Origin of the sequence: Polaribacter sp. 11A2H, from assembly GCF_011379025.1 — a bacterium.
In the GTDB taxonomy this organism is placed as follows: Bacteria; Bacteroidota; Bacteroidia; order Flavobacteriales; family Flavobacteriaceae; genus Polaribacter.
In genome coordinates this window covers 142,861-159,574 of record NZ_WTLD01000001.1, presented here as the reverse complement: position 1 = coordinate 159,574, position 16,714 = coordinate 142,861, and the positions used below count along the sequence as shown (strand labels likewise).

Below are 16,714 nucleotides of genomic sequence, written 5' to 3'. Positions count from 1 at the left end.
AAAAGGAAGACAAGATAAAATAATCCTTAATTTTGCTTTAAATTATCATTTTTAATGAAAAAACAGGTTTATATATTAGGGATAGAATCTTCTTGTGATGACACAAGTGCCTCCGTAATTTGCAATGCAAAAGTGCTGAGTAATGTTGTTGCCAATCAAGAAATACATTCTAAATATGGTGGTGTTGTTCCAGAATTAGCATCTAGGGCGCATCAACAAAACATTGTTCCAGTAGTACAACAAGCTATAGAACAAGCAAATATAACTAAAGAAGACGTATCTGCAATTGCATTTACAAGAGGCCCTGGTTTAATGGGTTCTTTACTAGTAGGTACTTCTTTTGCCAAATCTTTGGCCTTAGGGTTACAAGTACCTTTAATAGATGTAAACCATATGCAGGCTCATATTCTATCTCATTTTATTGAAGAAGAAAATAGTAAAATGCCTCCTTTTCCTTTTATTTGCCTAACTATTAGTGGCGGACATACACAAATTGTAAAGGTTACCAATTATTTTGAAATGGAAGTTTTAGGCGAAACTATTGATGATGCTGTTGGTGAAGCTTTTGATAAATCTGCCAAAATTTTAGGTCTTCCTTATCCTGGAGGCCCTTTAATAGACAAACATGCAAAACTAGGAAACCCAAAAGCTTATCAGTTTACAAAACCTAAAGTAGGCGATTTAGATTTTAGTTTTAGCGGTTTAAAAACGGGTATTTTATATTTTATTCAGAAACAAGTAAGAATAAATCCTAATTTTATTGAAGAAAATTTAGATGACATTTGTGCTTCCATACAATATACAATTGTAGAAATTTTAATGGATAAATTAAAAAATGCAGTAAAACAAACAGGCATTAAACATATTGCTATTGCTGGTGGAGTTTCTGCTAATTCAGAAATTAGACACCGTTTACAATTAGCCGAAAAACATTTTGGGTGGACTACCTACGTACCTAAATTTGAATACACAACCGATAATGCTGCAATGATTGCTATTACTGGTTATTTAAAATACTTAAACAACGATTATTCTGATGTTTCTGTAACTGCAAAAGCACGTTTAAAAGTTACAGAGAATTCTTAGAAAATTTTCAGAAAAAACAAATATAATTAACAAACTGAATTCCTACTCCTTGAAAACATTAAAAAACAGATTTCTATTCAATATTTATTATTTTTTATTATGGATAGGATATTTTGCATTTGCACGATTATTTTTCCTTCTTTTTTATGTTGATAAAACAAAAGAGTTAGACTTTTTAACGACACTAAAAACATTTCTTTATGGTGTGCGATTAGACAGTTCTTTTGCCGCATATTTATGTTTTATTCCGTTTTTAATTATCATTTTTTCTGTTTTTATCAATTCTAAAATAATTGGAACAATTATAAAATGGTATTCGGGTATTATGATTGTTATTTTAAGTTTATTACTAATTATTGACGCAAGCTTATACCAATCTTGGGGAACGCGTTTAGATACCGCTTTGTTAAAGTATTTAAATACTCCAGAAATTATGATTGCTTCTGTTTCTACTTTTCAAAAGATAACCGGAACTCTATTTTGGATTGCAACTTCTTTCGTCTTTATAAAATGGTTCAACAACATTATTTCAAAGAAAATAGCAAAGGTAGAAGAAGGTTTTTGGCTACAAGCAGTACTATTTTTCTTAATAACAGCGGCATTAATTATACCAGTAAGAGGTGGTATACAAACCATACCTGTTAACCAAAGTAATGTCTATTTTTCTAATAACATGTTTGCAAACCATGCATCTATAAATTATGCTTGGAACTTTTTTAACGCACTTACTCATAAACCAGATGGTAAAAATCCTTATAATTTTTTTGATAGTGAAATAGCAAAAAATACTATTAACAAAAGAAGATCTCTACTTTTAAAAGCAGACACAGATAGTATTTTAAATACAACAAAACCCAACGTAATATTTATTATATGGGAAAGTTTAACCGCAAAAGTTGTGGGCCCTTTAGGTGGAGAATCTAATGTAACAGAAAATCTAAACAAACTGTCTAAAGAAGGTATTTTATTTACTAACTACTATGCAAACGGAGATAGAACAGACAAAGGGATTCCTGCTATTTTAAGTGGTTATTATCCACAACCAACACAAAGCATTATGAAAATGCCCAACAAAGCTAGAAGCCTACCAATGTTACCTAAAAAAATGATGGATTTAGGGTACCATACTTCTTTTTATTATGGTGGTGATTTAAACTTTGGAAACATGAATACTTATTTACGAAATTCTGGAATTACCGATTTTGTAGACGGAAATGATTTTGATGTAAAAGATTGGAATTCTAAGTGGGGAGCGCACGACCATGTATTTATGAAACGTTTGGCAGATGACTTGTCTAAAAAACAAGACGAACCATTTTTTAAAATAGCGTTAACACTTACAAGCCACGAGCCATACGAATTCCCAGATACCTATAAATTTGGAAAAGATACTGAAGAAAATAAATTTAGAAGTGCACATGCCTACACAGATAAAACTATTGGTACATTTATTCAATTTGCAAAACAGCAACCTTGGTACAAAAACACCTTAATAGTTATTATTGCAGATCATGGACATCGTTCTCCTGAGCACAAAGGAGCTTTTAATGCACCTATAAAGTTTCAAATACCTATGTTATGGTTAGGTGGTGCTTTAAACAAAAAGGGAATTGAAATTGACAATATTGCTAGTCAGGTAGATTTGTCTTATACGCTTCTTGACTTATTAAAAGGAGATAATTCTGATTTTAAATTCAGTAAAAATATCTTTAATACTTCCGAGAAACAATATGCACATTATATCTTTAACAAAGGTTTTGGTACACTCTCTAAAAACGGACTTTATTTATTTGATCATGTAAGTAAAAAAGCAATTTTAGAAGAAGGTACAGAAGCTGCAAAATTAGACTCATTAGGTAAATCTATTTCTCAAGAAGCTTTTCAAGATTTTCTAGATCGTGATTAAGTTTAATAAAATTTAGTGAAAAATCTTTTTGTTTGATCAATTATTAATTTATCAAAGCATTTTTAATTTTATCAACAAAATTAGCAATCGTAAAAGGTTTAGATATAAAACCAGAAAAACCTAGTGTTAAATACCGCTCAATATCTTGGGTAGAAGTATTTCCTGTTAATGCCAAGAAAGGCGTTTTAGAATTTACGTTTGTAATAGTAGCTCTCTTTTTTATCAATTCTTCACCAGTCATATTTGGCATATTGATATCTAATAAAACAACATCAAAAACTTCTTCTTTAATCTTAGAAAGTGCTTCTAAACCATCTTTTACAATGGTTAAATTCACTTTTTCTTTTTTTAAAATATAAGCCACTATTCTTTGATTCATTAGATCATCATCTGCCACTAAAATATTTTTTCCTTTTAAATCAATCTTTTTAGTCTTAACCTCTTTAGGTATTATTCTCTGCTTCTTTAATTTTGAGTTTTTTTCAAAAGGAATTTCAACAAAAAAGGAAGTTCCTTTATTCAATTCACTTTTCACAGAAATACTACCATTCATGGCTCCTACCAAACGTTTTACAATAGCCAAACCTAAACCTGCACCTCCATAAACACGATGGTCATTCAATTCGTTTTGTTGGTATTCTTCAAATATTTTTAAACATTGAGACGCACTCATTCCTCTACCAGAATCTGTAACTTCAAAGATTACGGTAACCTTATTTTCTACCTCAAAAATTACTTTTGCACTTATAACAACTTCTCCTTTACTGGTAAATTTAATAGCGTTACTAATTAAATTTGATAGTATTTGTTGAATTCTTACAGCATCTCCTAAAACAATTTTTGGTAGTTTTTCTGAAGTTAAAAAAACGAGATCTACATTTTTATTGGTATGAATATGCTGAAAATCATTTTTACAATTCTTAATAGTTTCTAGAATAGAAATCTCTTCATTAACTAAAACTAATTTACCCGCTTCAATACGAGATAAATCTAAAATATCATCTACTATAACCTTTAAATTATTCCCTGCAGATGATAAGTTTTTAATGTATTCCGTAGCTTTGTTATTCAATTTTTCTGATGAAATCATTTCAGAATACCCAAGAATAGAATTCAATGGATTTCTAATTTCATGACTCATCATTGCTAAAAAACGGGATTTTTCTTCGTTTGCTTTGTCAGCAATTTTACGTAGTTTATCTAATTCTATATTTTTCTCTGCAAGTTCTCTTTTTATAAAAAAGATATCATTTCTATTTTGATTTAGTTGACTTACATACTTGTAAACATTACTTCTATTATGTATTAAAATAACAACAGAAGCTTCTTTTTTAAAAAGTTCTAAATCTATATTGTATTCTATACCTTCAGAAACAATAACCATACCTTCTAACAGAAATGGGTCATTTAAAGGCAACGCTTCTAAAGTTCCTTCTAAAAAAGGACAAGCATCATAGATAGATTCTTGAAGTGTAAAGGTAGTTTTGATAAATTTACCAGCAATAACACTTGTAATAACCCCCGAATAATCAGTAGTTAATTGTATAAAAACATCCTCTATTTTTGCAGGTATCAATACTTTTATTTTAAAGCTAGTGAGGTTAATTTCATAAAGGCATCTTCAACATTTTCATCTTCTTTAGCACTGGTAATTAAATCTATATTTACAGAAATTTTCTGTATTACACTTTCTAATTCTTCTGCAGTAAGCAAATCTTTTTTATTACCAATAACTGTTATGTTCTGTAAACCAGATAGTTCTTTAACCATATTTAGATTTTCATTTATAGTTAAATACGTTTCTTCTCTACTTACATCAAAAACAAACATTGCCGCATTAGAACCTAGAAAATAAGCTTTAGGTATTTTTTCATTGCCATTTGTACCAGCAACATCCCAGATCATTAATTTAATAGTTTCATTTTTGTATTCCACTATTTTTTTACTTACTCGAACACCAATAGTACTAATGTAATCTTCAGAAAATTCATTTAAAACAAATCGTCTAATTAAGGAGGTTTTACCAACACCAAAATTACCAACAAGCAGTACCTTTTTTGCAATCATAAATTATAAATAATTATTTACTCTTTAATCAATTCGTTTAAAATTAAATCATTTAAACGTTCTTCATCTGATAAGTAAGAACGGTCTCTTAAAATAATTTCTGATAAATTATTTATGTTGTCAGACAATTCTTCTGCATGCTCTTCTGTGATAACCCCAGAAGTTGCAATGGCAATATAAATAGTTTTAAAGTTTTTTATAGAAAGCTGAAAAGTTTCGAACTTTATATTTTCTAAATCCTGTCCTTCCTTAGAAAAGGCGTCTTCAGCAAAAGATTTAATAGCCGTTAACATGCCAGAAATCATATCTTTATCGGCTATACTTCCTCTAGAATAGTTTCCAGAAAGCAAACCAGATTCTTTTTCTATGATAAAAACTTCTTCAATTACAAACTCAAAAACTCCTTCTAAAACAATACCGGAATCATTTCTTTTTCCTTTAAAAAATCTTTTAAGTATTTGTTGAATAGAAAATTTTTCTTTTATAGTTTTATTAATACTATCGGATAATTTAGTAATTTCTGCAACAATAAATTTCTTAACCATTTTACCCATAATTGGGTACAAGGCTTCTACAACTTCATCTTGAGAGTCTCTAATTTGAACTTTTATAGTTTCTGTAATGGTGTCTCCAAAATCTCTTGAAAAATTATTACGTAAGTCCGCAATTTTTTCATCTACTAGAGGCGCAACTCTTTTAGACAGTTTTTCTCTAAGAATAATTTCTTCACTAAGAGAATCAAATTTTTCTCTATCATCAGCTAATAAAAGGTCTCTGAGCAACTCAAAACGATTGTCTTTATTGTTATCTGCAGGCTTTTTTTTCATCTATTCTTGCAACATCAATGCAATTTTCTCTAAAGCTTTACCTAGTTTTTTTCTATCTGCTTTTTCATCATCTAAATCGGCCAATCTTTTATCTAAATCGTCATTTAAGTCTTGAAACTTGTGCTCCATTAAACTTTCTAGATCTGCTAATTTATTCTCTAGGTTAGTAACAGACTCAGATAGATTTTTGTTTGTTTGGTCTTTAAGTGTTTTAATCTGGTCGTAAACATCAGCAAATTCTGTGCTGTATTGCTGCATGTTTTCACCAAAGATTAAATCTCTAACCGCTGCAATTCTATCATCTATTTTATGATTTTCAACAACAGGTTGTTTATTTTCTGAATTTTTTTCCATTTATACTAAAAGTTGGTTACAATAAGTAATTATTATATTCTTAATAAGTGTTAAAAAAAGGCACTTCTAACAAATATACATCAAAAAAGAGTTTATATAATCTTAAACTGTTATTTTTAAACCATCATAGGCCAAAAACACGTTTTTAGGTAATATTTTAGAAACTTCATCATGAAAACCTAGTTTATGGCTAATATGAGTTAAGTACGCTTTTTTAGGTTTCATTTCTGCAATAAAATCGAGGGCTTCTTTTAAATTAAAATGAGTTGGATGTTCTTCTATTCTTAAAGCGTTAACAACTAAGACATCTAAGTCCTTCAATTTTAATTTTTCTTCATCAGAAATAGATTTTACGTCTGTTAAATAACCAAAATCTCCAAATCGATATGCAGTTATTGGTAAACTTCCGTGTAAAACTTTTATGGGAGTTACTTTTAATTCATCTATAAGTAAGCTCGTGCCCTCTACAATTATTGGCAACACACTTGGCGCACCCGGATACCTGTTTTCTGTACTAAAAATATACTCAAACCTTTTCTCTAAACTCCTTAAAGTTCTCTCGTTTAAATAAATAGGCATTTCTCCTATTTGGTAACAAAAAGCTCTTAAGTCATCTAAACCTCCTATATGATCTGCGTGTTCATGTGTAAAAAAAACACCATTTAAAGATTGTACATGCTCTCTTAGCATTTGCTGCCTAAAATCTAAACCGCAATCTATGGTATAAGAAACATTGTCCCAAGACACCAAAACGGAAGACCTTAAACGCTTATCTTTTAAGCTTTTAGACAAACAAACAGGGTCGTTACTTGCAATCATCGGAATTCCTTGTGAAGTACCTGTTCCTAAAAAAGTAATATTCAGTTGTTTCTTAGTTAAGTTCATTCCAACAAAAATAACATAAAAATTGACTGATAGCCGTCTATTTTAGTACATTTGTTTCAACCTTAATAAATAGCATTATATATGGCAATATCTTTAAAAGGAGATCAAGAGATTAGTAGTGTTCCTACAATTAAAAGCAAAGCGCTAAGAATTAATTTAAATAGAGATATTTACGGAACTTTTGCTGAGATTGGTGCAGGACAAGAAACTGCTCGTAACTTTTTTAGATCTGGAGCTGCTTCAGGAACAATAGCAAAAGCGATGAGTGCTTATGATAAAGATTTCTCTGATGCTATTTATGGCATGGAACAAGACAATCGTTATGTAACACAGCCTCGTTTAAAAAAGATGCTAGGTCACGAAATCGATTTAATGGAAGATCGATTAAGCAGACAAAAACATCCAGATAAATTATTTTTTAGTTACGCCAACACTGTAACTACCATAGATTTTGCAAAACAGTTTAAAGGACATGGTTGGGTAGGTATTCGTTTTCAACTAGATCCTTTAGAAGGATATAATGAAATTGTTTTACACTTGCGTTTTAAAGAAACGGATGCTCGTTTACAACAAGAAACCTTAGGTATTTTGGGTGTAAATCTAATTTATGGCGCTTTTTATTTAAATGATAATCCTAAAGATTTAGTAAAATCTTTTTATGATAACTTAAGCAATGACCAGTTAGAAATTGATATGATTAATTTTGCGGGACCTCGTTTTATGTATGTAGACAACCGTTTAATGAGTTTACAATTACTAAAAAATGGTATGACAAATGCCGTTATGTTTGGCCCAGACGGAAACAATTTATTACCAGCACAAGTTTTATATAAGAAAAACATTTTAGCTTTACGTGGAAGTTTTAGACCTGTTACTAAGGTAAATATGGACATGTATGAAAAATCTAAAAAAATATTTTTAGCAGAAAATAAAGTAGAAGAAAGTAAAACGCAAGTAATTTTCGAGATTACCCTAAGTAACCTAACATCAGAAGGTAAAATTAATGAAAGAGATTTCTTAGACAGAGCAGAATTACTTTGTTCTCTAGGACAAAATGTAATGATTACAAGCTTTCAACAATACTTTAAATTGGTAGAATATTTTAGTGAATTTACCAAAGAAAGAATGGGCTTAACCATGGGAGGGCAAAATCTTATAGAGCTTTTTGAAGAAAAATATTACCGTAATTTAAGTGGAGGAATCTTAGAGGCTTTTGGTAAGTTATTTTATAGAGATTTAAAGGTATACACCTACCCTTATCATGACACGAAATCTGATGAGTATATTACCATAGAAAACTTAAAAGTTCATCCAAGAATGAAAGAACTGTATAAGTTCTTTAAAAACAACGGAAAACTGGTTAACATAGATGATTTTGACAAAGACATCTTAGATATTTTTTCTCGTACTATCTTAAAAATGATTTTAAACGGAGAAAAAGGATGGGAAGAAATGTTGCCTGAAGGAATTTCTGACACTATAAAGCAAAAAAGACTTTTTGGTTACTCTAGAACAAGAGTAAGAAAATAAGCATTAAACCTTTTATTACTTTTTGAGTCTAAACTTTACAAACTATTATAGTTGACTGATGAAACTATTTTAATAGAACAACTAAAAAATGTTCAGACTAAAGACAAAGCGTTTAGAGAACTTATAACTCTCTATAAACAACGCTTGTATTGGCATATCCGTAAAATTGTGATTTCTCATGATGATGCAGATGATGTTTTACAAAACACCTTTATTAAAGTTTTTAAAAATATAGATAAGTTTAACCAAGGGAGTAAGCTATTTTCTTGGATGTACAGAATTGCTACCAATGAAGCTATTACTTTTATAAACAAAAGGGCAAAAAAACGAAGTTTAGATATTGCTGATTATCAACAAGAATTAGCTTCTACTCTAGCGAGTGATGATTTTTTTACAGGTGATGAAATTCAACTCATTTTACAAAAAGCAATTGCAACATTACCGCAAAAACAACAACTTGTCTTTAATATGAAATATTTTGATGAACTAAAGTATGATGAAATGTCTGAAGTTTTAGAAACATCTGTAGGAGCTTTAAAAGCCTCTTATTATCATGCTGTTAAAAAAATTGAACTTTATATAAAAAAAGAAACAAATTAAACCTTTTTATAAATAAGAGGTCTAAAGAATATCATGGAAAACAATATTAAAAATAGCGAAGAGTATTTAAACTCAATATTAGGAAAGAAAACTAGTTTTTCTCTTCCTAAAAACTATTTTGATACCATTGAAAATGCTATTGAAACAAAATTAGCAGAAGAAAATCTAAAAAAAGAAAATGGTTTTACAACACCAGATAACTACTTTAAAGATTTAGAAAATGAAATTTTAGCTCAAGTTTCAGCACCTAAAAAAGAAACAAAAGTTATTTCTTTAAAAGAAAAGATTTTAAAAATAATTCCTTTTGCAGCAGCAGCATCAATCATTTTATTTATCGGGTTTAATTCTTATGTATTTAACAAAACAGAAGAACTTACCATAGACTCTCTTTCTGATGATGATATTGAATTTTGGATAAACTCTAACACGCTACACACTAATGACATTGCTATTGTATTAGAAAATGACATATTAGAAGAAAGTGATTTTTATTTTTCATCTTTAGAAGATGAAAACATTGAAGATTATATAAATTCTATAGATAACACTTCATTTTTAAATGAAATAAAATAAAAATTAAGAATATGAAAAAAATTATAACCCTTATTTGCATTACCCTTTTTTGTACTCTTACCCTGTCTGCTCAAGACAGTAAAGGAAGTAAAGAGAAAATTAAGGCACTTAAAGTTTCTTATTTAACAGAAAAACTAAACTTAACACCAAGTGAAGCTGAAAAATTTTGGCCTATTTACAACGCATACTCTAAAGAACAATATTCTTTAAGATATACACTTAGGCACGAAATTAAAACGGCAATGAAAGATAAGGAAGGTGAAACAAACTGTTTAACCGAAAATGATGCAGAAAAATTAGTCCTGTTAAAATTAACAACAGATCAGAAAACGTACGAATCTCAGAAAATCTTTATAAATAACATTAAAAAAGTAATTTCTTATAAAAAGATTGTTCAACTACAGGTAGCAGAAATGGAGTTTGGCAGAAAATTAATGAGTAAATACAAACATAGGAAATCAGAATCTAAAAATTAAACAAAAAAAAGGAAGCTAAATGCTTCCTTTTTTTTATTCTTTAATTAATGCCATGCAAGAATATAATTCTGGTTTATTAGAAGTAAACTGCTTTAACCAAATTGTTAGCTCATCTATTTCATAAGGTAACAATCGACTTAAGGCCTTTTCGACTTCTTTACAAAACAAATCTGAATTAAAACTCACCTTCTTTAGTACCGTTTTAGTGTACTCAAACATTGCTCTAGCCATTTTTATTAATTAAATTAGACAATATAAAACACCTACTAAATCGTTATAGTAGCGTTACCAAATTTAACAAAAAAAACCATCATTATTGAAATGATGGTCTTAAATTTTGCTTAAAAATTTGTTAAGATTATAAAGTGTTAATCTTTTCTACTAAACCTTTTGCTTTTTCTTCTAATTCTAGGTTGATTGCTTTAAAGTGAGCTTTTTTGTTTTCTACCTTACTGTTGTTTACTTTAGATACTAAAGTGTCAAAAGTTTCGATAGCTTCATCAATAATTGCTTCTCCTTTTTCAGTTGCATTTTTTAAGATTGAAACATCTAATGCATATTCGATAACATCACCTAAAACGTAATTGATATCTTTTTTTAAGTTTTTTATACTTGCCATAACTTATTTAAAATTTAATTTTGCAAAGTTAGGTGTTTTTATCTAATTGTTTCTTATATTCTTCAAAAAATAAACCAATATGATATCCGTCTACTAATGCGTGGTTTGCAGCAATAGCTACAGGCATCATTATTTTATCGTTTTCTTCAAAAATTTTACCAAAAGATAACTTTGGTATACTTTCATTTTTAAGTCCAGAAATGGGTTCTTTTTGGCTTGTAAAAGTAAACCATGGTAAAGCAGAGCAATAAATACAACTATCCGATTCTGTTGGTGGAAATAAATCTGTAGAATTCGAAATTCGTTCTTTTTCGTCTAAAAAATTCTTATTGAATATTTTAAAATCTTCAGAAAAACGAATAAAAGAAAATCCAAAAGTATGGTCTTTTCTTGCAATGGTTGCTGAAGCATGAATAGTATCACAGATAAAAATTTTATCTCCTTGTATTCTATATTTAAAATTTTCTATTTTATTTAATGCCACTAAACAAGCATGTAAATACATAACAAAGAAAGATTCTTTTGCTGTTTTAGATTTTTTATAAATCTTACTAACATCAACATTAACCGTCACTCCAAAAAAAGGATCTTCTAAATTTTTAAAATGTTCGTAATGTTGTTTCCTATTCCAGATATCAATATCTAAATATTTCATAAAAAAGGAAGGATGTCTTTAATGTTAGCAACTGTTGTATAGTCTGAATCAGATTTTTCTTGATCACTCACCTCTTCATGAACCCATGTGGTATGAAACGGAACATGAATGGCAGATGCACCTAAAGCTACTAATGGTAAAACATCTGATTTTAACGAATTACCAATCATTAAAAATTCTGATGGCTTAATATCTAAATGCTTTAACAACTTCTTGTAATCTTTTGCCTTCTTATCACTCATCACCTCTATGTGATGAAAATATTTTAGCAAATTAGATTTCTCTAGCTTTCTTTCTTGATCTAACAAATCTCCTTTGGTAGCAACAATCAATTTATATTTTCCTTGTAGCGATTGCAACACCTCTTCTACTCCATCTAGCAATTCTATAGGTTTATCTAACATCTCTTTACCGATGTTTAAAATTGCGGCTATTGTTTTTTGATTTACGTTATAATTAGAAAGCTCTAAAGCACATTCTACCATCGATAAAATAAAACCTTTTACACCATAACCATAATAGGCTAAGTTTTTAACCTCTTTCTTAAAAAGTTCTTGGTCTATTTTATTTTCGGTCTCGTACTTTGCTAATAATTTTGCAAATTGATGTTCTGCATCTCTAAAATAAGTTTCGTTTACCCACAAAGTATCATCCGCGTCAAAAGCAATTACCTTTATGTTGTTACTTATTTTCATGATTTATAATTTTAAAAATTGAATCGCTTTTTCTAAATCTTCCGGAGTATCTATACCTACAGCTTCTACATCTGTTTCTACCATTTTAATTTTTTTACCAATTTCTTGGTATCTAATGGCTTCTATTTTTTCTGCAGCTTCCAATGGTGTCATTGGTGTATTGTAAAAATCTATTAGCGCTTGCTTTCTAAAAGCATATACGCCTTTGTGTTTGTAATACTTAACAGCAATATCTTTATCTCTATGAAACGGAATTACGCTTCTAGAGAAGTAAATTGCCAAATTATCCACATCCGTAATAACCTTCACATTATTAGGATTTTCGATATCTTCTTTATTGGTGATTTGTACTTTTAAAGAGGCTAAATCTATCTCTTTTTTATCGTCTTTTTTAAAGACATCAATTAATTTAGAAAGCGAAACTTCATCTATAAAAGGTTCATCTCCTTGTACATTAATTACAATATCTGCTTCTATATTTTCTACTGCTTCGGCAATTCTATCAGAACCACACTCGTGTTCTTTGATACTCATAATTGCTTTTCCGCCTGCGTTTTCTATAGTTTTAAAAATAACATCAGAATCTGTTACAATAAAAACATCATCAAATAAATTGGTATGCAAAGCGGCTTCATACGTTCTTAAAATAACAGGTTTCCCTCCTAAATCTTTCATTAACTTTCCAGGGAAACGAGATGCACTATATCGTGCAGGAATCATGGCAATTATTTTCATAAATTATATTTAAAAGGGTACTGTAAAAAATTATTACTCTCCAGAATAACGCACAAAATTTCTTCGTGTTTCGTATAAAGTTACTTCTATTTCTAAATTTGCTGGTATGTGAGCTCGTAATTTATTATAAATAATTATCGAAATATTTTCTGCAGTTGGATTTAAGTTTTTAAATTCTGGAACTTCAATATTTAAGTTTTTATGATCAAAAGGCTCTTCTACCTCTTCTTTAATCAATTCTCTTAACAAGCCTAAATCATACACAAAACCAGTAATAGGATCTACCTCGCCAAACAACGCCACTATCATTTCATAATTATGACCATGATAGTTTGGGTTGCTGCATTTACCAAATACTTCTGCGTTTTTCTCATCAGACCAGTCCGGATGAAATAACCTGTGAGCAGCATTAAAATGTGCTCTTCTATAAACTTTTACTTTAGGCATTTTTTAATTTTTCAAAAGATTTATCAAAAATAATTTTAAACCACTCTGTATATTCATTTGGATTGTTCTCCATGTCTTTTTTAACATCAAGTAAAGTCATCCACTTATAAGCTTCTACTTCTTCTTTATTTATTTTTGGAGCATCGTTATAATAACCAACCATTACATGATCGAATTCATGCTCTGTTAAACCGTTATCAAAAGGTGCTTTGTACATAAACGAAAAAACTTCCTTTATCTCCGTAACAAATCCCATTTCTTCCATTAATCTTCGTTTACCTGCAGCTAAATTTGTTTCACCATCTCTTTGATGAGAACAACAGGTATTTGTCCATAATAAAGGCGAATGGTATTTATGTGCTGCTCTTTGTTGCAACATTAATTCTCCTTTATCGTTAAAAACAAAAACTGAGAAAGCTCTATGCAATAATGCTTTTTCGTGCGCTTCCATTTTTGCCATTAACCCAATCTGGGTATCTTTTTCATCAACTAAAACTACTTGTTCTTCCATATTAGCAAAAATAAGAAAATCAATGAGTATTAAATCATAAAATAATTACAAAAGCCATCAGAGTTTTCTTTTCTTTTATTTTGATAACATATATTTGTAATTCTTAACGCCCAATTTGTTTCATGAAAATTTTCTTAAAAGCCTTTTTTATAGTTGCCATAATTGCATTTTATCAATGTAAAGATGAAAAGAAACCTGTAGAAAAACAAACCAATAAAACTAAACTAGAAGAGAAAGTTGTAAAAGCATGGGATAGCTTAAATAGTAAAAACACAGAAGCTTTTTTAACCGAATTTGGCAAACAAAACCCAGAAACCATTGTAGAAATTACAACCGATTTTGGTAAAATAAAATTGCGTTTATTTGATGATGTGCCAATTCATAGAGCTAATTTTATTTTCTTAACCAAAATAAAATATTTTAACACCACCGTTTTTTATAGAATTGCTAAAAACTTTGTGCTACAAGGTGGTAATTCTGATGAAATGTACACCCAGAGAGAACGCCGAAAATATGGAAACTATCTGCTAGAACCAGAATTTAGAAATAACAGAAAACATAAATATGGTGCATTGGCAGCAGCAAGACAATGGGACCACAACCCTAATAAATTATCCAGCCCTTTTGAGTTTTATATTGTTCAGAGCAAGAGAGGTGCTCATCATTTAGATAATGAACACACTGTTTTTGGTGAAGTTATTTCTGGATTTGATACCATGACAAAAATATCTAAAGTAGAAGTTGGCGTAGATGAATGGCCCGTTAATGATGTAAAAATGCACATAGAAATTATAGAATAAAGAGCTATTCCATAGAGAATTGTTAAGAAATGATACTATTTAGTGTCTAGCAAAAAAGGACTTAAGACCGCTGCACTAAAAGACACAAGAAACAAGACTTTGTCAAATAACTATTTTTAAGTGTTTGGTCCGTTAAAAGAAAAACTCAATAAAAGCCTGTAAAATAGGTGTCTTTATTTTCTTTTTATCACCAATCAACAACCTTTTATCTAAGATACTAGACTTGCTTCTAATACAAATATTTTTCATTTAGAAACAAACCTCAGGGAATTGAATCCTTAGCTATCGATCTGCGATTAAAATCACTAAAAAAATTATAGAATAAACCCTATCTTTGCACCTCAAATTTTGTAGATGACATTTTTAGAAGAAATAGCACGTAGAAGAACTTTTGGTATTATATCGCATCCGGATGCTGGTAAAACCACATTAACAGAAAAATTATTACTTTTTGGTGGAGCGATTCAAGAAGCTGGTGCTGTAAAAAATAATAAGATAAAAAAGGGAGCAACTTCCGATTTTATGGAGATTGAACGTCAGCGTGGTATTTCTGTTGCTACTTCTGTTTTAGCTTTCATTTATCAAGATAAAAAAATAAACATTTTAGATACTCCTGGTCACAAAGATTTTGCTGAGGATACTTTTAGAACTTTAACTGCTGTAGATAGCGTTATTGTGGTAATTGATGTTGCAAAAGGGGTTGAGCCTCAAACCGAGAAATTGGTGGAAGTTTGTAGAATGAGAAGCATACCAATGTTGGTTTTTATCAACAAGTTGGATAGAGAAGGAAAAGATGCCTTTGATTTATTGGATGAAGTTGAGCAAAAATTAGGTTTGCGCGTTACTCCAATGAGTTTCCCAATAGGAATGGGATATGACTTTAAAGGAATTTATAATATTTGGGAAAAGAAATTAAATCTTTTTTCTGGTGATAATAAAACCTCTATTTCTAAAGGTGTTGAGTTTGATGATTTATCGAACCCAGAACTAGACAAAATAGTGGGTAAAAAAGCCGCGGATACTTTACGTGAAGAAATAGAATTGATAAGCGAGGTTTACCCCGATTTTGACAGAGAAGAGTACCTGAGCGGTTCGCTCCAACCTGTATTTTTTGGTTCTGCTTTAAACAACTTCGGAGTAAAAGAATTATTAGATGCATTTATTAAGATTGCGCCTTCTCCACAACCTAAAAAAGCAGAAGAGCGTTTAGTAGATTCTAAAGAGAAAAAAATGACTGGTTTTGTGTTTAAAATCCATGCAAACATGGATCCAAAACACAGAGATAGACTGGCTTTTATTAAAATTGTATCGGGTACTTTTAAAAGAAATGCGCCTTATTTACATGTTAGAAATGGTAAAAAAGTAAAATTTTCTAGTCCGAATGCTTTTTTTGCAGAGAAAAAAGAAATCGTAGAAGAATCTTTTCCTGGTGATATTGTAGGAATTCATGACACCGGTAACTTTAAGATTGGAGATACGTTAACAGAGGGAGAAGAGTTGAACTTTAAAGGAATTCCTAGTTTTTCTCCAGAACATTTCCGTTATGTAAATAACGCAGACCCAATGAAATCTAAACAATTATACAAAGGTTTAGACCAGTTAATGGACGAAGGTGTTGCGCAATTATTTACGTTAGACATGAACGGTCGTAAAGTGATTGGTACAGTTGGTGCACTACAATACGAAGTTATTCAATATAGATTAGAACACGAATATGGAGCAAAATGTTCTTACGAAAATTTAAGTGTTCACAAAGCATGTTGGGTAGAACCAGAAGACATCAAAAATGAACAATTTAAAGAATTCAAACGTGTTAAACAACGTTATTTAGCAAAAGACAAACAAGGTCAGTTGGTGTTTTTAGCAGATTCTGAATTTACCATACAAATGACACAAAGTAAATATCCAACGGTAAAGTTGCATTTTACAAGTGAATTTAAAAAATAAT

Annotated in this window: 20 protein-coding genes; 8 read left to right on the top strand and 12 right to left on the bottom strand. The window is 29.9% G+C overall.

Annotation, left to right across the window (positions count from 1 at the left end; genetic code table 11):
* Nucleotides 1–54 precede the first annotated feature (54 nt).
* Nucleotides 55–1,086, top strand: coding sequence for a tRNA (adenosine(37)-N6)-threonylcarbamoyltransferase complex transferase subunit TsaD (gene tsaD / locus GQS58_RS00730; RefSeq protein WP_166381881.1), 1,032 nt, complete (start codon nt 55–57; stop codon nt 1,084–1,086).
* A gap of 49 nt (nt 1,087–1,135) precedes the next feature.
* Entirely contained in the window at nt 1,136–2,992 is a 1,857-nt protein-coding gene (locus GQS58_RS00725; protein ID WP_240914540.1) for an LTA synthase family protein, read from the top strand.
* A 43-nt stretch (nt 2,993–3,035) separates the two neighbouring features.
* Here the strand turns inward: GQS58_RS00725 and GQS58_RS00720 are convergent, their stop codons facing one another.
* From GQS58_RS00720 to GQS58_RS00700, 5 genes are all read right to left on the bottom strand, one after another.
* Nucleotides 3,036–4,568, bottom strand: coding sequence for a hybrid sensor histidine kinase/response regulator (locus GQS58_RS00720; protein ID WP_166381879.1), 1,533 nt, complete (start codon nt 4,566–4,568; stop codon nt 3,036–3,038).
* Between the two features lie 5 nt (nt 4,569–4,573).
* A complete protein-coding gene (locus GQS58_RS00715; protein ID WP_166381877.1) occupies nt 4,574–5,059 on the bottom strand; it encodes a Rab family GTPase in 486 nt (161 codons plus the stop codon).
* A 17-nt stretch (nt 5,060–5,076) separates the two neighbouring features.
* A complete protein-coding gene (locus tag GQS58_RS00710; protein ID WP_166381875.1) occupies nt 5,077–5,886 on the bottom strand; it encodes a cell envelope biogenesis protein OmpA in 810 nt (269 codons plus the stop codon).
* Nucleotides 5,887–6,240, bottom strand: a complete 354-nt coding sequence (locus GQS58_RS00705; RefSeq protein ID WP_068449955.1) for a hypothetical protein — start codon at nt 6,238–6,240, stop codon at nt 5,887–5,889.
* Nucleotides 6,241–6,342: 102 nt separating this feature from the next.
* Complete coding sequence (locus GQS58_RS00700; protein ID WP_166381873.1) at nt 6,343–7,125, bottom strand: MBL fold metallo-hydrolase; 783 nt, start codon at nt 7,123–7,125, stop codon at nt 6,343–6,345.
* Between the two features lie 81 nt (nt 7,126–7,206).
* Here GQS58_RS00700 and GQS58_RS00695 point away from each other — a divergent pair, with 81 nt between their 5' ends.
* Genes GQS58_RS00695 through GQS58_RS00680 form a run of 4 tightly spaced genes read left to right on the top strand, consistent with a single transcriptional unit; the run spans nt 7,207 to nt 10,304 of the window.
* Entirely contained in the window at nt 7,207–8,655 is a 1,449-nt protein-coding gene (locus GQS58_RS00695) for a TonB-dependent receptor (RefSeq protein ID WP_166381871.1), read from the top strand.
* 51 nt (nt 8,656–8,706) lie between these two features.
* Nucleotides 8,707–9,255 (top strand): RNA polymerase sigma factor, encoded by a 549-nt coding sequence (locus tag GQS58_RS00690; RefSeq protein WP_166381869.1) that lies wholly within the window; start codon nt 8,707–8,709, stop codon nt 9,253–9,255.
* 33 nt (nt 9,256–9,288) lie between these two features.
* On the top strand, nt 9,289–9,828 hold the full coding sequence (locus GQS58_RS00685) for a hypothetical protein (RefSeq protein ID WP_166381867.1): 540 nt from the start codon (nt 9,289–9,291) through the stop codon (nt 9,826–9,828).
* Nucleotides 9,829–9,839: 11 nt separating this feature from the next.
* The gene (locus GQS58_RS00680; protein ID WP_166381865.1) at nt 9,840–10,304 is read left to right on the top strand and encodes a sensor of ECF-type sigma factor; all 465 of its coding nucleotides are present in this window, start codon (nt 9,840–9,842) and stop codon (nt 10,302–10,304) included.
* A gap of 33 nt (nt 10,305–10,337) precedes the next feature.
* Here the strand turns inward: GQS58_RS00680 and GQS58_RS00675 are convergent, their stop codons facing one another.
* From GQS58_RS00675 to idi, 7 genes are all read right to left on the bottom strand, one after another.
* A complete protein-coding gene (locus GQS58_RS00675) occupies nt 10,338–10,535 on the bottom strand; it encodes a hypothetical protein (protein ID WP_166381863.1) in 198 nt (65 codons plus the stop codon).
* 127 nt (nt 10,536–10,662) lie between these two features.
* Complete coding sequence (locus tag GQS58_RS00670; protein ID WP_166381861.1) at nt 10,663–10,923, bottom strand: hypothetical protein; 261 nt, start codon at nt 10,921–10,923, stop codon at nt 10,663–10,665.
* A 28-nt stretch (nt 10,924–10,951) separates the two neighbouring features.
* The gene (locus GQS58_RS00665) at nt 10,952–11,578 is read right to left on the bottom strand and encodes a chloramphenicol acetyltransferase (RefSeq protein ID WP_166381859.1); all 627 of its coding nucleotides are present in this window, start codon (nt 11,576–11,578) and stop codon (nt 10,952–10,954) included.
* Nucleotides 11,575–12,273 carry an HAD family hydrolase gene (locus tag GQS58_RS00660; RefSeq protein ID WP_166381857.1) on the bottom strand — a complete coding sequence of 233 codons (699 nt, stop codon included), beginning with the start codon at nt 12,271–12,273 and terminating at the stop codon, nt 11,575–11,577. The genes GQS58_RS00665 and GQS58_RS00660 overlap by 4 nt, the downstream gene beginning before the upstream one ends.
* Nucleotides 12,274–12,276: 3 nt before the next feature.
* Nucleotides 12,277–13,008, bottom strand: a complete 732-nt coding sequence (gene kdsB / locus GQS58_RS00655) for a 3-deoxy-manno-octulosonate cytidylyltransferase (protein ID WP_166381855.1) — start codon at nt 13,006–13,008, stop codon at nt 12,277–12,279.
* Between the two features lie 33 nt (nt 13,009–13,041).
* Nucleotides 13,042–13,455: a 6-pyruvoyl trahydropterin synthase family protein gene (locus tag GQS58_RS00650; RefSeq protein WP_166381853.1), complete on the bottom strand. Its 414-nt coding sequence runs from the start codon at nt 13,453–13,455 to the stop codon at nt 13,042–13,044.
* The gene (gene idi, locus GQS58_RS00645) at nt 13,448–13,966 is read right to left on the bottom strand and encodes an isopentenyl-diphosphate Delta-isomerase (protein WP_166381851.1); all 519 of its coding nucleotides are present in this window, start codon (nt 13,964–13,966) and stop codon (nt 13,448–13,450) included. The genes GQS58_RS00650 and idi overlap by 8 nt, the downstream gene beginning before the upstream one ends.
* Before the next feature lie 122 nt (nt 13,967–14,088).
* Here idi and GQS58_RS00640 point away from each other — a divergent pair, with 122 nt between their 5' ends.
* Nucleotides 14,089–14,766: a peptidylprolyl isomerase gene (locus GQS58_RS00640; RefSeq protein ID WP_166381849.1), complete on the top strand. Its 678-nt coding sequence runs from the start codon at nt 14,089–14,091 to the stop codon at nt 14,764–14,766.
* A 354-nt stretch (nt 14,767–15,120) separates the two neighbouring features.
* Entirely contained in the window at nt 15,121–16,713 is a 1,593-nt protein-coding gene (locus tag GQS58_RS00635) for a peptide chain release factor 3 (RefSeq protein ID WP_166381847.1), read from the top strand.
* Nucleotide 16,714: the final 1 nt, after the last annotated feature.